Origin of the sequence: Microlunatus flavus (genome assembly GCF_900110855.1) — a bacterium.
In the GTDB taxonomy this organism is placed as follows: Bacteria; Actinomycetota; Actinomycetes; order Propionibacteriales; family Propionibacteriaceae; genus Microlunatus; species Microlunatus flavus.
The window spans coordinates 210,333-225,295 of sequence record NZ_FOFA01000003.1 but is presented as its reverse complement, the minus strand read 5'-3'; the positions used below and the strand labels follow the sequence as shown (position 1 = coordinate 225,295).

Below are 14,963 nucleotides of genomic sequence, written 5' to 3'. Positions count from 1 at the left end.
CGACTCTACCGGAGCGGCCCGGTGCTCCCCGCCTCACGAACGGCTCAGCGGTCCGCGCTCAGCGGACGGTCACCACGAACCGCGCCGTGCCCTTCGTGCCCTTCGCCCTGGCCGTCACCTCCAGCCCTCGGCTGGTCGGCGTCAGGACCGTACGGACCTTCGCGCCGTTCAGCGTCGCGGTCCGGACCTTGCTGCCCTTCGGGACCACCGCGCCGACGACGAGCGTGGCCCTGCCGTGCCGGGTGACCGTCGTCGCGTACCGGGTGGTCGACCCGTCCTCGGTCCGACGGGCGGTGACGTCGATCCGCCCGGCACCGACCTTGAGCCGGCCGACCGACGCGCGGTCCTGGTCCGGCGGCAGCTGCGGCACGACGGCCAGTCGTCCACGGCCCATGTCCGGGGAGACGCCCAACCACTGGTGCACGACCGGCCACAGGGTGCCGTACGCGCCCCAGGCCTGCATGACCATCGACCGCTCGGTGTAGAGCCGGTCGATGTTCGCGCCCGACCTGGGGCTGGGGACGATCTCGGGCATCATCCCGGGCATCTCCCACAGCGCCGGGTCGAGCTGCGCCTTCGCGTTGCCGTGGGTGTAGACGCCCTGCTGGTCGGCGGCCAGGCGGCCGTAGTTCCCCTCGCTGACGCCGGCGATGGCCGAGTTCAGGGTGAAGATGTCGCGCTCGCTCGGCACGGCCGAGACGACCGAGTCGCAGGTCGCCCCCTCGTTGCCCGTCGGGTCCGTCGTCGCCCCGGTGCCGGTGTGGAAGAGCCCGAGCTCGCCGGTGTAGCAGCTGCGCTCGTGCTGGGCGAGGGTCGTCCGTGCGTGCCCGTCGGAGGCCAGCGGACCGGCCTTGCGCCCCTTGACCGCCGGCAGCACCGCGTCGGTCGGGGTCAGCCCGATCCAGTGCCGCTGGAAGATCTTGGTGTTGGCGCCGCCCTCGTCGCCGGGGTCGAGCGAGTCCGCGTACGAGCGGGCGCCGTCCTTGCCGTACCACCAGGCCTTCTCGAACTTCTTGCTCAGACGCGTGACCTGACCCGTCGCCCAACGCTCCGTCTTCTGGTCGCCGCGGGCCTTCGCCAGGTCGGCGAGGTCGGCGTAGCCGCGGATGGTGTAGACGGCGTTGTCGAGCTTTTCGGACCCCATGCCGCTGCGCTCGACGTTGCCGAGCCCGCCGGGCCACCCGTCGCCGTCGGTGTCGAGCGAGGCGACGTGCCGCATCGCTCTGACGCTGGCCGGGTAGAGGTCGCGCAGGAACTTCTTGTCGCCCGTCCAGCGCCACACGAGCGCGACGGCCGAGGGGTACTTGGCCGACTCGTCGGTGTTGCCCTCGTCGGCGTTGGCCCCGAAGTAGACCGCGCCGTCGGGGGTGACCTCGTGGACGATCTTTCCGCTGCCGCCGTTGACGGCCTCGGACACGTCGCGCAGCGTGCGCAGGTGGGCCTTGATCGGGCCGAACTGCCCCGCCGCGACCGAGGCGAACGCGGTGAACTCGCCGTCGGTGCCGAAGAGCCAGGTGTAGTCGGGCCAACCGGCGCCGATCCAGCGCATCGAGTCGAGCGTGGCGACGGGCGCCGGATAGGCCTTGCCCGCGTCCACCACGCGGAGCGCGACGTCGTCGGAACGCTGCACCGAGGCGGCGAGCATCTGCTTGGACCACGCGACGCTGGACTCCATCAGCGGGTCGCCGGGCAGGGACACGACGGTCGAGGACGCGACCTTCTCGCGCTTGCGGACCTTGGCCGCCAGGGCCGCGTCCGGGTCGGCGAGCAGCCGGGACAGGGCGGCCTTGGCGCCGTCCGGGCCGGACCGCGAGCCGCCGACGCCGAACCAGACGGTCACCGGCTGGTCCTTGGTGAGCGCCAGCTTGTAGGCCAGCTGGCCGCCCGTGCCCTTGCCGTACGCCGTGTCGTCGCAGCGGGCCGGCTGGGTCGGCGCGTCGGGGCCCGACGCGGGGCAGACCACGACCGGGTCCTGCGGGCCGCGGAAGTTCCGCCCGAGGGCGGTCGTGGTCGGCGCGACGGCCGAGCCGAACGCCGCCGCCCAGTCGTGCGCGGTCTGGTTGGGCCCGGGCGGCGTGCCCCGGTCGCGGAACACGAGCGCCGTGCCGTCGACCGCGCCGGTGTCGGCGAGGTTCACGTCGGTCTGGCTGGGGGTCGACTCGCCCCACGGGTAGGAGCCCATGAGCTCGGAGTGCGCGTCGGCGCGCAGGACGACGGTGCGGGTGGTCGAGGACTGCAGGGTGAGCCCGACCAGGGCGCCGGGAACGCCGTCGGGCACGAGGTCGGTGCGGCTGGCCGCGACGCCGTCGGTCGCGGGCAGGTCGGTGCGGACGTAGCCCCAGCCGGTCGTGGTCCTGGTGCCCGGCCCGATCCAGCTGGCGCCGATGCCGAACCACACGCCGTCGAGCAGCTTGAGGCTCGGCGTCCAGAAGCCGCCCATCTCGCCGCGGGTGTGGAAGCCCGCCGCCGGGAAGCGGCCGTCGGCGCTGCCGAGCACCCAGCCCTCGGTGCCCGTGACCACCGTGCGGCGGTCGGCCAGCCGGCTCGTCTCCGACAGCTCGGGCGACCGGGCCAGGGCCGGGTCGGACGCGGCGGCCGGGGCCGCCTGGGCGGGGCCGGCGAGCGCCAGACCCCCTGAGACGAGGGCGACGGCCGCGAGTCCCGCGACCGACCTCCTCAACGGCGTACGCGTCACCTGTGGCCCTCCTCGTCGAGTGCTGAGGAGGGCGACGCTAGGGCCTGCCTCCGACAGTTCCGTCGGAGGGTCGGGGCCGGGACGGGCGGAGCGTGGCGACCCAGTTCTGCACGAGCCGGGCGCCGGCGTCGCCGCTCTTCTCCGGGTGGAACTGCGTCGACCAGAGCGGGCCCTCCTCGACCCCGGCCACGAAGCGGTCCCCGCCGTGCTCCGCCCAGGTGACGAGGCGTCCGTCGCGGGGCTCGAGCTCGCGCACGCCGTAGCTGTGGACGAAGTAGAAGCGCTCGTCGGCGACGCCGTCGAACAGCCGGCTGCCCTCGGGCGCCTCGACGGTGTTCCAGCCCATGTGCGGCAGCCGCTCGGCGTGCAGCCGCTCGACCACGCCCGGCCAGACGCCGCACCCGTCCGTCTCGGCGCCGTGCTCGATCCCGGAGGAGAACAGGACCTGGTGACCCACGCAGATGGCCAGCGTCGGCCGCCCGGCCTCGAGGCGGGCGGCGATGACGTCGGGCCCGCCGACGGCGCGCAGCCCGAGCATGCACGCCGCGTACGCGCCGACGCCCGGCACGACCAGCCCGGGCGCCTCCAGCGCGGCGTCCACGTCGTCGGTGAGCAGGACGTCGACGCCGGTGCGGGCGACCGCCCGTTCCGCGGAACGCAGGTTGCCGGAACCGTAGTCGAGCACGACGACGTCGGGCGCGGACGGGCCGGTGCTCACAGCGCGCCCTTGGTGCTCGGCACCCCGACCACGCGCTCGTCGTAGGCCACCGCGTCGCGCAGGGCCCGTGCGACGGCCTTGAACTGCGCCTCGACGACGTGGTGCGGGTCGCGACCGGCGAGGACGCGCACGTGCAGGCACAGGTGGGCGTGGAAGGCGAGCGACTCGAAGACGTGCCGGGTCAGCGAACCCGTGTAGGGCACGCTCGTGCGCCCGTCGGGCGCCTGCTCGCCGCCGCCGATCCGCGCGTGCACCTGCCCCTCGGGCTCGCCGCTGCAGACGCAGTAGGGACGGCCGGAGACGTCGACCACGGCCTGCGCGAGCGCCTCGTCGAGCGGCACGAGCGCGTCGCCGAAGCGGCGGATGCCGGTCTTGTCCCCCAGCGCCTCGCGGATCGCCTGGCCCAGCACGATCGCGACGTCCTCGACGGTGTGGTGGGCGTCGATGTAGGTGTCTCCGGTCGCCCGCACCTCGAGGTCGAGCAGGGCGTGCCGGGCCAGCGCCGTGAGCATGTGGTCGTAGAAGCCGACGCCGGTGGAGACCGTGGAGGTCCCGCTGCCGTCGAGGTCGACGCTCACGTGCACGCTCGACTCGCTGGTCGCCCGCTCGATGCTCGCGCGCCTCGGGGCCCGGCCCGTCGGGGTGGGGCTGCTCTGGGGCTCGGTCACGGCATCCTCGCGCTCACGTCGTCGTCGGTCAGGACCTCGTCGAGAGCCTGCTGGAAGGCGTCCATCTCCTCCGGGGTGCCGGCGGAGACGCGCAGCCAGCCGGCCGGGCCGACCTCGCGGATCAGCACGCCGCGGTCGAGCAGCCCCTGCCAGACGGCGTGGCGGTCGGCGAAGCGGCCGAACAGCACGAAGTTGGCGTCGGAGTCGGCGACCTCGAGGCCGCGGCCGGCGAGCCAGGCCGCCACGCCGTCGCGCGCCTGCCGGAGCCGGTCGACGGCGGCCAGCATCTCCGGGGCGTTGGCCAGGGCGACGCGCGCCACGGCCTGGGTGACGGCGGACAGGTGGTACGGCAGCCGCACGACCCGCAGCGCGTCGACGAACGCGGGGTCGGCGGCGAGGTAGCCCAGCCGGCCGCCGGCGAACGCGAAGGCCTTGGACATGGTCCGGCTGACCGCGAGCCGCGGCCGGCCCGGCAGCAGCTCGAGCGCGCTCGGCGTCCCCGTTCGCACGAACTCCTGGTACGCCTCGTCGACCACCACGACGCCGGGGCTCGCGTCGACCAGCGCGACCACGGCCTCCAGCGGCAGCGCCGTGCCGGTCGGGTTGTTGGGGCTGGTGACCAGGACGACGTCGGGCCGGGTCTGCTCGATCGCGGCGACCGCCTGCTCGACGTCGACGGTGAAGTCGTCGGCGCGCGGGAAGGTCACGAAGCCGGAGTGGGTGTCGCGGGCGTACTCGGGATACATCGAGTACGTCGGGGCGAAGCTGAGCACGGTGCGCCCGGGGCCGGCGAAGGCCTGCAGCACGTGCAGCATCACCTCGTTGCTGCCGTTGGCGGCCCACACGTGGTCGGCGGTCAGGCCGTGGCCGAGGTAGGCGGCGAGGTCGGCCCGCAACGCGACCGCGTCCCGCTCGGGGTAGCGGTTCAGGTCGCGCGCCGTCTCGGCGACCGCCGCGGCGATCTGGGCGACGACGGCCTCGCTGGGCCCGTACGGGTTCTCGTTGACGTTGAGCCGCACGGGGACGTCGAGCTGGGGCGCGCCGTAGGGCTGCTCCCCCACCAGCTCGGGCCGCAGCGGGAGGTCGGCGAGGCTCGTCACCGGTCGGACCCGTCGCTCTCGGGCCCGGCGCCGTCGAAGCGCGCCGCGACCGCCCGGGCGTGTCCGGGCAGGTCCTCGGCCTCGGCGAAGACCTCGACCCGGCGGGCGACCTCGGCCAGGGCGTCGCGGTCGTAGGTGACGACGTGCATGGCCTTGAGGAACGACTTCACGTTGAGCCCCGAGGAGTGGCAGGCGCAGCCGCCGGTCGGCAGCACGTGGGTGCTGCCCGCGGAGTAGTCACCGAGCGAGACCGGGGACCAGGGGCCGACGAAGACCGCCCCGGCGTTGGTCACACGGGTGGCGACGGCCGGCGCGTCGGCGGTCTGGACCTCGAGGTGCTCGGCGGCGTAGCCGTTGGCCACGGCCAGGCCCTGCTCGAGGTCGTCGACGAGCACGACGGCGGACTGCCGACCGCCCATCGACGTCCGCACCCGCTCGGCGTGCTTGGTCGCCGCAACCTGGTCACCGAGAACGTCCTGCACCCGCTGGGCCAGCGCCTCGGAGTCGGTGACGAGGACCGACGCGGCGAGCGGGTCGTGCTCGGCCTGCGACACCAGGTCGGCGGCCACGAGCGCGGGGTCCGCGGTCGCGTCGGCCAGCACGAGGATCTCGGTGGGGCCCGCCTCGGAGTCGATGCTGACGCGCCCGCGCAGCAGCCGCTTGGCGGCCACCACGTAGATGTTGCCGGGACCGGTGACCATGTCGACCGGCTCGCAGAGCCCGGGCACCCCGTACGCGAACATCGCCACCGCCTGCGCGCCGCCGACCGCGTACACCTCCTCGACGCCGAGCATCCGGCAGACGGCCAGGATCGAGGGGTGCGGCAGCCCGCCGAACTCGCGCTGCGGCGGCGACGTCACCGCGATGGAGCGGCAGCCGGCGACCTGGGCCGGGACGACGTTCATGATCACGCTGGAGGCCAGCGGCGCCAGCCCGCCGGGCACGTAGAGGCCGACGCGCTCGACCGGGACCATCCGCTGCGTCACCCGGGCGCCGGGCGCGAGGTCGACGTCGACCGCGGCCGGACCGAGCTCGGCGGCGCAGACCTCGCGGCGCCGGGCGATGGACAGCTCGAACGCGCTCCGCAGCTCGGGGTCCAGGTGCTCGACCGCCGCGTCCATGGCCTCGGCCGGCACGCGGAAGCTCGCGGGCACGACGCGGTCGAAGCGCTCCGACAGCTCGCGCAGCGCCGCCTCGCCGCGGGCGGCCACGTCGTCGCAGACCGGGCGGACCACGCTCAGCGCCGCCTCGACGTCGACCACCGCGCGGGGCACGACGGTGCGGTAGTCGAGGGGGGTCGCGTCGCCTGCACGGCCACGGAGGTCGATGGTCGCCAGCACGCAGGCGATTCTAGTGAGCAGCACGGAGGGTCCCCGTGCGTTTCTCGTAGGGTCCGCAAGGTGCCCACCCGTCCCGACCCGGCCGCGCGTGCCGCCATCTGGCGCGCCTCGGTCGGCATCGGTGTGTACGCGGGAGCGTTCGGCCTGACCTTCGGGGCCGTGGCCGTCGCCTCCGGCCTGAGCCGTGGGCAGGCGCAGGCGCTGAGCGCGGTCCTGTTCTCCGGCGCCTCCCAGTTCGCGCTGGCCGGCGTCGTCGGGGCGGGCGGCTCGGCCTGGGCCGCCCTCGGGCCGGTGCTGCTGCTCGCGCTGCGCAACGGCTTCTACGGCGTGACGCTGGCCCCGGTGCTGGACCCCCGCGGGCCCGCGCGGCTGCTCACCGCCCACCTGGTCATCGACGAGACGACGGCCATGGCCACCGCGCAGACGGACCGCCCGGCGCAGCGCCTCGCGTTCTGGTCCACCGGGGTCGTGCTCTTCTGCTGCTGGAACGCCGGGACGTTCGTCGGCGCCCTCGTCGGGTCGGCCGTCGACACCGACGTCCTCGGCCTCGACGCCGCCGGGCCGGCGGTGTTCCTCGCCCTGGTCTGGCCGGCGCTGCGACGTTCCGTGCGCGCCCGCTGGGTCGCGCTCGCCGGCGCGGTCATCGCCCTCGCCCTGGTGCCCGTCGCGCCGGGCGGGGTCCCAGTCCTGGCCGCGGCTGCCGCCGCGGTGCTCGGCGGGCTGCTGCCGCAGCGCCCTGGACCCGAGCCGGAGCCGGCGCCCGCATGAACCTCTGGGTCCCGGTCCTCATCGCCTGCGCCGGCTCGTACCTCATCAAGCTCGCCGGGCTCTCCCTGCCGGAGTCGGTCCTCGCGAACCCGGGCGTGCAGCGCGTGACGACGCTGCTCCCCGTGGCCATGCTCGCGGCGCTGGTCGCCGTCCAGCTGGTCCAGTCCGGCGACGGAGCCGGTCCGTACGCGCTCGACTGGCGCGTGCTCGTCGGTGTCGCGGCGGGCGCGGTCGCGCTGCTGCTGCGGCGCGGGTTCCTCGTCGTGTTCGTGGTCGCGGTGGTCGTGACCGCCCTGCTGCGCCTGCTGGTGCCGGCCGGCTAGGCGCGACCCAGCCGGTCGACCGAGTCGTGCATGACCGGCGCGAGGGTGTGCAGCAGGCTCACGTAGTCGTCGTACGTCTCGCGGTAGACCGCGTGCCGACCGGCGTCCGGGGTCAGCGTGCGCGTCCTGGGCGCGAAGCGCGAGGCCCCGTCGTCGAGGTTCGCCACCAGTCCCGCCCCCGTCGCGGCGATGACGGCGCAGGCCCGCAGCGTCAGGTTGTCGCCGGACACGATCTCCGCCTCGCGGCCGAGGACGTCGACCGTGACCTGCTGCCACAGCGGGTTGTGCTCGATCCCGCCGGAGAGCACCAGCCGGTCGCACATCACGCCGGCACGCACGAAGGAGTCGACGACGGCACGGGTGCCGCAGGCCACCGCCTCGACGCTCGCCCGGTAGAGCTCCTCGCGGGTGGTGCCGAGCGTCAGGCCGACGACCGCGCCGCGCAGCCGCGGGTCGCGGTGCGGGGTCCGGTTGCCCATGAACGTGTCGAGCGCCCGCAGCCCGTGCGCGCCCGGCTCGACGGCCGCCGCGCCGCGCACCAGGGCGGGCAGCTCCGCCCGGGTGACGCCCATGATCGACTCGGCCGCCCAGGTCAGCACCGAGCCGCTGCTGACCTGGCCGCCCTCGACCAGCCAGCGGTCGGTGCGCAGCGCGTGCGGGTACGGGCCCCAGACCTCCGGGGTCAGCGCCGGCTGCGTCCCGGGCCCCAGCTCGAGCTCGGCGACGATCGCCGAGGAGGTTCCGGAGACGACCGAGACCAGGCCCGCCGACGCACCGCCGCAGGACAGCAGGGAGACGTGGGCGTCGATGCCGCCCACGGCGACCGCGGCACCCGCCGCGATCCCGAGCGCGTCCGCTGCCTGGGCCGTCAGCGGGCCGGCCGGTCCCCCGACCTCGACGATCTCGTCGGGCAGCAGGTCCACCAGGCCCTCGACGCCGAGCGCCGCGTACAGCTCGACCGGGAAGCGCCGGGCGAGCGGGTCGTAGTTGTACTTGCAGACCGCGTTCATCTGCGAGCCGACCCAGCGCCCGGTCAGCCGGAACGTCAGGTAGTCGATCGCCTCGACGACGCGCCCGGCGCGGGCGAACACGTCCGGCTCGTGCTCGGCGACCCACACGGCCTTGGGCAGCAGCCACTCCGCGGCGTCGGAGCCGCCCGACCAGGCCAGCACCGGATGCTCGTCGAGCAGCGCCGTCGTGGCGGCCGACTGGGCCCAGGCGCGCGAGTCCATCCAGAGGATCGCCGGGCGCAGCGGGCGCCCGTCGGCGTCGAGGACCGCGACGGTCGAGGCCGTCGTGGCGCACGCCAGCGCGACCACCGGCCCGGCCGCCGCAGACCGGGGCTCGGCCAGCAGCGTCCGCGTCGCGTCCACGACCGCCGACCACCACTCCTCGGGGTCCTGCTCGGCCCAGCCCGGTCGCGGGTAGGTCGTGCGGTAGCCGCGGTGGACCGAGCCCAGCGGCTCGCCGTCGACGGTGAACGCGCCGACGCGGGCGCCCTCGGTGCCGAGGTCGATCGCGAGCAGCACGCCGTCGGTGCTCACGCCTCTCCCCCGCGCCGTCAGCGGGCGGACGGGACGAACAGCACCTTGGAGGTGAACTCCGACCGGTCGCCAAGGGTGCGCATCATGTCCGGCAGCGCCGAGAGAGGGAGCTCGTGGGTGATCATGAACTCCCACCGCAGGTCGCCGCTGGCCATCTTGGCCGCGGCCGTGCGCCACTCGTCGCCGGGGAACGGGGCGGAGAACGAGTTCCACGCGCCGTGCAGGGTCACCTCGAGGCGCATGAAGCGGTTCCAGGTGTCCTTGGCCAGCTCGACCGGCGCGTGCGGGATCCCGACGAAGACCGCGTGGCCCTTCGGCCCGACCAGGCTCGCCGCGACGTCGGCGGTGCTCGGCGCGCCGGCGGACTCGAGCACGACGTCGAAGCCCGGGCCGGCCAGCTCGCGGGCCTGATCGGCGCTCTGCACCGCGGCCGTCGCGCCGGCCTCGCGGGCCATGGCGGCCTTCTCCTCGCTGAGGTCGAGGCTCACGACCTCGCTCGCGCCGGCCAGGCGGGCCCACTGCACCGCGAACAACCCGATCGGGCCCGCGCCGACGACCAGCACCCGCTGACCGGTCCGCAGCCCCGTCTTCCACAGCGCGTGCAGCGCGATCGCGGCCGGGTCGAGCATCGCCGCGGCCCGCGGGTCGAGACCCTCGGGCATCGGCAGCAGGTTGCCGACGGGCGCGACGACGTACTCCGCGTACGCCCCGTCGCTGCGGCTGCCGAAGTAGTCGTAGGACTCGCACAGGCCGAAGTCGCCGCGCACGCAGTGCGCGCAGACCCGGCACGGGATCAGCGGCGGGACCGAGACGAGGTCGCCGACGGCCGTGCCCGGACCGGGCTCGACGCCGGGGCCGTGCGCGACGACGTGGCCGGAGAACTCGTGGCCGCAGATGATCGGCATGACGTAGCCGCCGTTGCGCAGCATGCGGGCGATGTCGGAGCCGCACACCCCGCACGCCGCGACCCGGAGGAGGACCTGACCGGGACCGGGCGTCGGCACGTCCACCTGCTCGACCCGGATGTCGCCGGGTGCGTGCAGCACGGCGGCGGTCATGCGGTCGGAGGGCGTGGTCGACGTGGGGGCGGAGGTCGTCGTGGTCATGGTCGGAGACCCTACGCACCAGCCGCGGCGGCTCGTGGTCCCCGCCTCGGGGTGGGCACGCACCGCCGGGCGTGCGCCAGGATGCGGGGGTGGCGAAGAAGCAGGCCGGCGGCACCCCGGCGACCGATGCGCTGAACCGCGCCGGCGTGGCGCACACCCTCCACCCGTACGAGCACCACGACGGGGAGCGGCACTTCGGCGACGAGGCGACGGCGGCGCTCGGCCTCGACCCGGAGCGCGTGTTCAAGACGCTCGTCGCCGACGTCGGCGGCAGCCTGGCCGTCGCCGTGGTCCCCGTCGCGCGCCAGCTCGACCTCAAGGCGCTGGCCACCGCGCTCGGGGCCAAGAAGGCGGTGATGGCCGACCCCGCCGCGGCGCAGCGCTCGAGCGGCTACGTGCTCGGCGGCATCTCCCCGCTCGGGCAGCGCACGGCGCTGCCGACGGTGGTCGACGCCTCGGCGCAGAGCTTCCCGACGGTCTACGTCTCCGCCGGCCGGCGCGGCCTGCAGGTGGAGCTCGCCCCCGCCGACCTCGTGGCCGTCACCCGCGCCGTCGTGGCCCCGGTCAGCCGCTGACGCGCGCCTCGGCCGGGCCGGTTCCGAGGTCGTCCTCGGCGTCCACCTCCGGGTCATGGCCCAGCGACGAGCCGAGCAGCACGGGGATGACGGCGAACAACGGCCAGACGGCCAGCGCGACCCGGGCCCGCACCGTGAGCTCGACGGGGACGAGGTCGCCGGGCTTCGCGGCCGCCAGGCGGGCGTCGAACGCGCCCGGCCCGAGCTCGTAGCCCACCCACCAGCACACCAGTCCGGCGGCGGCTCCGACGACCACGGTGAGCACGACGACGAGCCAGCCCGACCGGCCGAACCGTCGCCACGCCACCACGCCGAGCACGAGGCCGACCACGGCGCCGCACACCACGAACCACGCGTCCGCGGCGATGTAGCCCGCGAGCCCACGCTCGGAGGTGACCGCGCCGCCGCCGTTCACCACGCGGAACGTGGGCAGGTCGGTGACCGCCCACCACACGACGCCCGCCAGGGCGCCGAGCCCGAGCCCGAGGGCCAGGTGGAGCGCGACGGACCGGAGGGTCACGAGGCCAGGCAGGACGGACCCAGCAGGGCCTTGAGGTCGGCCATGAGGGGGCCCGACGGGCTCACGCTGAGGTGCGCGTCGAGCCGCATGAGCGTCGAGCGCCCGGCCGAGCTCTGCAGCCGCAGCCGCACCTCGGTCGTGCCCGGGTACGACGTGAGCACGTCCTTGAGCTGGGCCACGACGGGCGGCGTGCAGCGCACGGCCGGCAGCGAGATGACGACCGGACCGGTCGGCGCCTCGCTGACGTCCGGCAGCGTCAGCTCCGAGGCGTTGAGGGAGACCGCGTCGTCGTCGGCCTTGATGCGGCCCTTGACCCGGACGACGACGTCGCTGGCCAGGACGGTCGAGACCAGGTCGTACGCCTTGGGGAACAGCAGCACCTCGATCGAGGCCTCGAGGTCCTCGACCGTCAGCACCGCCCACAGGTCGCCGCGCTTGGTCGTCTTGCGGTTGACGTTGGTGATCATCCCGGCGATCGTCACCTGGCCCTCGCGCGGGCCGTCGTCGCCCAGCAGCTCGCCGATGCTGATGTCGCGCTCGGTCGACAGGATGTGCTCCAGGCCGAGCAGCGGGTGGTCGCTGACGTAGAGGCCGAGCATCTCGCGCTCGAAGGCCAGCTTGGTCCGCTTGTCCCACTCCGGCAGGTCGGGGACGACGCCGGTCAGGTGCGAGCCCGCACCACCGGAGTCGTCGGGATCGAAGCCGAAGTCGAAGGCGTCCTGCCCGCGGGCCTCGTTGCGCTTGAGGTCGAGCACCCCGTCGACCGCCGACTCGTAGACGCTCATCAGCGCGCGGCGGGTGTGACCCATCGAGTCGAACGCGCCGGCCTTGACCAGCGACTCGATGAGGCGCTTGTTGCAGACCACGAGGTCGGCCTGGTCCAGGAAGGAGTAGAAGTCCGCGGCCTTGCCGTTCGCGGTGCGCGCCGCGACGACCTTCTCCACCGCGTTGGCACCGACGTTGCGCACGGCGGTGAGGCCGAAGCGGATGTCGGTCCCGACGGGGGTGAAGTTCGCCTCGGACTCGTTGACGTCGGGCGGCAGCACCTGGATGCCCATCCGGCGGCACTCGCCGAGGTAGATGGCCATCTTGTCCTTGTCGTCCCCGACCGAGGTCAGCAGCGCGGCCATGAACTCCGCGCGGAAGTTGGCCTTGAGGTAGGCCGTCCAGTAGGAGACGAGCCCGTACGCCGCCGTGTGCGCCTTGTTGAACGCGTAGTCGGAGAAGGGGACGAGCACGTCCCACAGGGCCTTGATCGCGGAGTCGGAGTAGCCGTTGGCCCGCATGCCGGCGGAGAACGGCTTGAACTCGGCGTCGAGGATCTCCTTCTTCTTCTTGCCCATCGCCCGGCGCAGCAGGTCGGCCTGGCCCAGGGTGTAGCCCGCGACCTTCTGCGCGGTCGCCATCACCTGCTCCTGGTAGACGATCAGGCCGTACGTCGTCCCGAGGATCTCCTTCAGCGGCTCCTCGAGCTCGGGGTGGATCGGCGTGATGTCCTGGCGGCCGTTCTTGCGCAGGGCGTAGTTCGTGTGGCTGTCGACGCCCATGGGGCCGGGGCGGTAGAGCGCGAGGACGGCGGAGATGTCCTCGAAGTTGTCCGGGCGCATCAGCCGCAGCAGCGAGCGCATCGGCCCGCCGTCGAGCTGGAACACGCCGAGCGTGTCGCCGTGGCCCAGCAGCGCGTACGTCCCCGGGTCGTCCAGCGCCAGGTCCTCGAGCACCAGGTCGACGCCGCGGTTGAGCTTGATGTTCTTGACGGCGTCGTCGAGCACGGTGAGGTTCCGCAGCCCGAGGAAGTCCATCTTGATCAGGCCCAGCGACTCGCACGTCGGGTAGTCGAACTGGGTGATGATCGCGCCGTCCTGCTCGCGGCGCATGATCGGGATGATGTCGATGAGCGGTTCGCTGCTCATGATCACGCCGGCGGCGTGCACGCCCCACTGGCGCTTGAGGCCCTCGAGGTCGCGTGCGGTGTCGACGACCTTCTGCACGTCGGCGTCGGACTCGTAGATCGAGCGGAACTCGCCGCCCTCGCCGTAGCGGGGGTGCTCCTTGTCGAAGAGCTTGCCCAGCGGCACGTCCTTGCCCATGACGGGCGGCGGCATCGCCTTGGTCAGGCGCTCCCCCATGCCGAACGGGTAGCCGAGCACGCGCGAGGCGTCCTTGACGGCCTGCTTGGCCTTGATCGTGCCGTAGGTGACGATCTGGCTGACCCGGTCCTCGCCGTACTTCTGCGTGACGTAGCGGATCACCTCGCCCCGGCGGCGCTCGTCGAAGTCGATGTCGAAGTCGGGCATCGAGACGCGGTCGGGGTTGAGGAACCGCTCGAAGATCAGGCCGTGCTGGAGCGGGTCGAGGTCGGTGATCCGCATCGCGTACGCGGCCATCGACCCGGCGCCCGATCCACGGCCGGGGCCGACGCGGATGCCGTTCTCCTTGGCCCAGTTGATGAAGTCGGCGACCACGAGGAAGTAGCCGGCGAAGCCCATCTGGGTGATGACGCCGGTCTCGAACTCGGCCTGGCGGCGGACCTCGTCGGGGATCCCGCCCGGGTAGCGGCGGCGCAGGCCGGTCTCGACCTCCTTGATGAACCAGGAGGTCTCGTCCTCCCCCGGCGGGCAGGGGAAGCGCGGCATGTACGTGCCGGTGCCCTCGGCGAAGGAGATGTCGCAGCGCTCGGCGATGGCCAGGGTGTTGTCGCAGGCGTCGGGCAGCTCGGCGAAGAGCCGGCGCATCTCGGCCGGGGACTTGAGGTAGTAGCCGTCGCCGTCGAACTTGAAGCGGTTGGCGTCGGCCATCGTCGACCCGGACTGCACGCAGAGCAGCACCTCGTGCGCGGCGGCCTCGGCCCGGGTCGCGTAGTGGAGGTCGTTCGTGGCGACCAGCGGCAGGTGGAGGTCCTTGGCGAGCCGGAGCAGGTCCTGGCGCACCCGGTTCTCGATGGACAGGCCGTGGTCCATCAGCTCGACGAAGTAGCTGTCCGCGCCGAAGATGTCGCGGAACTCGGCGGCGCTGGCGACCGCCTCGTCGTACTTGCCCAGGCGCAGGTAGGTCTGGACCTCCCCCGAGGGGCAGCCCGTCGTGGCGATGAGGCCCTTGCCGTACGTGTTCAGCAGCTCGCGGTCGACGCGCGGCTTGAAGTAGTAGCCCTCGAGCGAGGCGAGCGAGCCCATCCGGAAGAGGTTGTGCAGCCCGGTCGTGCTCTCGGCCCACATCGTCATGTGGGTGAAGGCGCCACCGCCGGAGACGTCGTCGCCGTTGGCCGCCGCCTTGGCGTCGCCCCACCGCACCCGCTTGCGCTCGCTGCGGTGGGTCTTGGGCGTGACGTAGGCCTCGAGGCCGACGATCGGCTTGACCCCGGTGCCCTTGGACGCCTTGTGGAACTCGTAGGCGCCGAAGAGGTTGCCGTGGTCGGTAACCGCGATGGCGGGCATGCCCTGCTCCTCGCACCCGGCGAAGAGGTCCTTGATGCGGGCCGCCCCGTCGAGCATCGAGTACTCGGAGTGGACGTGCAGGTGGACGAAGCTGTCGCTCGAGCCCGGCGCGGAGCCGGCTCCTGAGCGGGTGGGTGCGGTGCTGGTGCTCATCGGAGGGCCACTCTAAGCG

12 protein-coding genes are annotated in these 14,963 nt (G+C 73.7%); 3 read left to right on the top strand and 9 right to left on the bottom strand.

All coding sequences use genetic code 11. The annotated features are described in order from the left end of the window. Positions 1–58 precede the first annotated feature (58 nt). From BMY04_RS08785 to hisD, 5 genes are read right to left on the bottom strand one after another with little or no spacing between them, the layout of a single operon-like run. Complete coding sequence (locus BMY04_RS08785) at positions 59–2,695, bottom strand: glucosidase family protein (RefSeq protein ID WP_232506201.1); 2,637 nt, start codon at positions 2,693–2,695, stop codon at positions 59–61. A 37-nt stretch (positions 2,696–2,732) separates the two neighbouring features. Continuing rightward, positions 2,733–3,413, bottom strand: coding sequence for an imidazole glycerol phosphate synthase subunit HisH (gene hisH / locus BMY04_RS08780; RefSeq protein WP_091178937.1), 681 nt, complete (start codon positions 3,411–3,413; stop codon positions 2,733–2,735). After that, positions 3,410–4,081 (bottom strand): imidazoleglycerol-phosphate dehydratase HisB, encoded by a 672-nt coding sequence (hisB, locus tag BMY04_RS08775; protein ID WP_091178935.1) that lies wholly within the window; start codon positions 4,079–4,081, stop codon positions 3,410–3,412. Before hisB ends, hisH begins: the two co-directional genes overlap by 4 nt. Further along, a complete protein-coding gene (locus BMY04_RS08770; RefSeq protein ID WP_091178932.1) occupies positions 4,078–5,181 on the bottom strand; it encodes a histidinol-phosphate transaminase in 1,104 nt (367 codons plus the stop codon). The genes hisB and BMY04_RS08770 overlap by 4 nt, the downstream gene beginning before the upstream one ends. Continuing rightward, entirely contained in the window at positions 5,178–6,521 is a 1,344-nt protein-coding gene (gene hisD / locus BMY04_RS08765) for a histidinol dehydrogenase (protein ID WP_091178929.1), read from the bottom strand. The genes BMY04_RS08770 and hisD overlap by 4 nt, the downstream gene beginning before the upstream one ends. 60 nt (positions 6,522–6,581) lie before the next feature. On the opposite strand from hisD, the gene BMY04_RS08760 reads away from it, so the two are divergent. Both BMY04_RS08760 and BMY04_RS08755 read left to right on the top strand, forming a co-directional pair. Beyond that, entirely contained in the window at positions 6,582–7,289 is a 708-nt protein-coding gene (locus tag BMY04_RS08760; protein ID WP_091178927.1) for an AzlC family ABC transporter permease, read from the top strand. Further along, complete coding sequence (locus BMY04_RS08755) at positions 7,286–7,612, top strand: AzlD domain-containing protein (RefSeq protein WP_091178925.1); 327 nt, start codon at positions 7,286–7,288, stop codon at positions 7,610–7,612. The genes BMY04_RS08760 and BMY04_RS08755 overlap by 4 nt, the downstream gene beginning before the upstream one ends. Here BMY04_RS08755 and BMY04_RS08750 read toward each other — a convergent pair. Next, positions 7,609–9,156 carry an FGGY-family carbohydrate kinase gene (locus tag BMY04_RS08750; protein WP_091178923.1) on the bottom strand — a complete coding sequence of 516 codons (1,548 nt, stop codon included), beginning with the start codon at positions 9,154–9,156 and terminating at the stop codon, positions 7,609–7,611. The genes BMY04_RS08755 and BMY04_RS08750 overlap by 4 nt on opposite strands. A 17-nt stretch (positions 9,157–9,173) precedes the next feature. After that, on the bottom strand, positions 9,174–10,262 hold the full coding sequence (locus BMY04_RS08745) for a galactitol-1-phosphate 5-dehydrogenase (RefSeq protein ID WP_198410024.1): 1,089 nt from the start codon (positions 10,260–10,262) through the stop codon (positions 9,174–9,176). A gap of 89 nt (positions 10,263–10,351) precedes the next feature. Here BMY04_RS08745 and ybaK point away from each other — a divergent pair, with 89 nt between their 5' ends. Further along, positions 10,352–10,837 (top strand): Cys-tRNA(Pro) deacylase, encoded by a 486-nt coding sequence (ybaK, locus tag BMY04_RS08740; protein ID WP_091178920.1) that lies wholly within the window; start codon positions 10,352–10,354, stop codon positions 10,835–10,837. Here ybaK and BMY04_RS08735 read toward each other — a convergent pair. Then, positions 10,827–11,357, bottom strand: coding sequence for a hypothetical protein (locus tag BMY04_RS08735; protein ID WP_091178918.1), 531 nt, complete (start codon positions 11,355–11,357; stop codon positions 10,827–10,829). The two genes, ybaK and BMY04_RS08735, sit on opposite strands and share 11 nt — an antisense overlap. Beyond that, the gene (gene dnaE, locus BMY04_RS08730) at positions 11,354–14,944 is read right to left on the bottom strand and encodes a DNA polymerase III subunit alpha (protein WP_091178915.1); all 3,591 of its coding nucleotides are present in this window, start codon (positions 14,942–14,944) and stop codon (positions 11,354–11,356) included. The genes BMY04_RS08735 and dnaE overlap by 4 nt, the downstream gene beginning before the upstream one ends. Between the last annotated feature and the right edge of the window lie 19 nt (positions 14,945–14,963).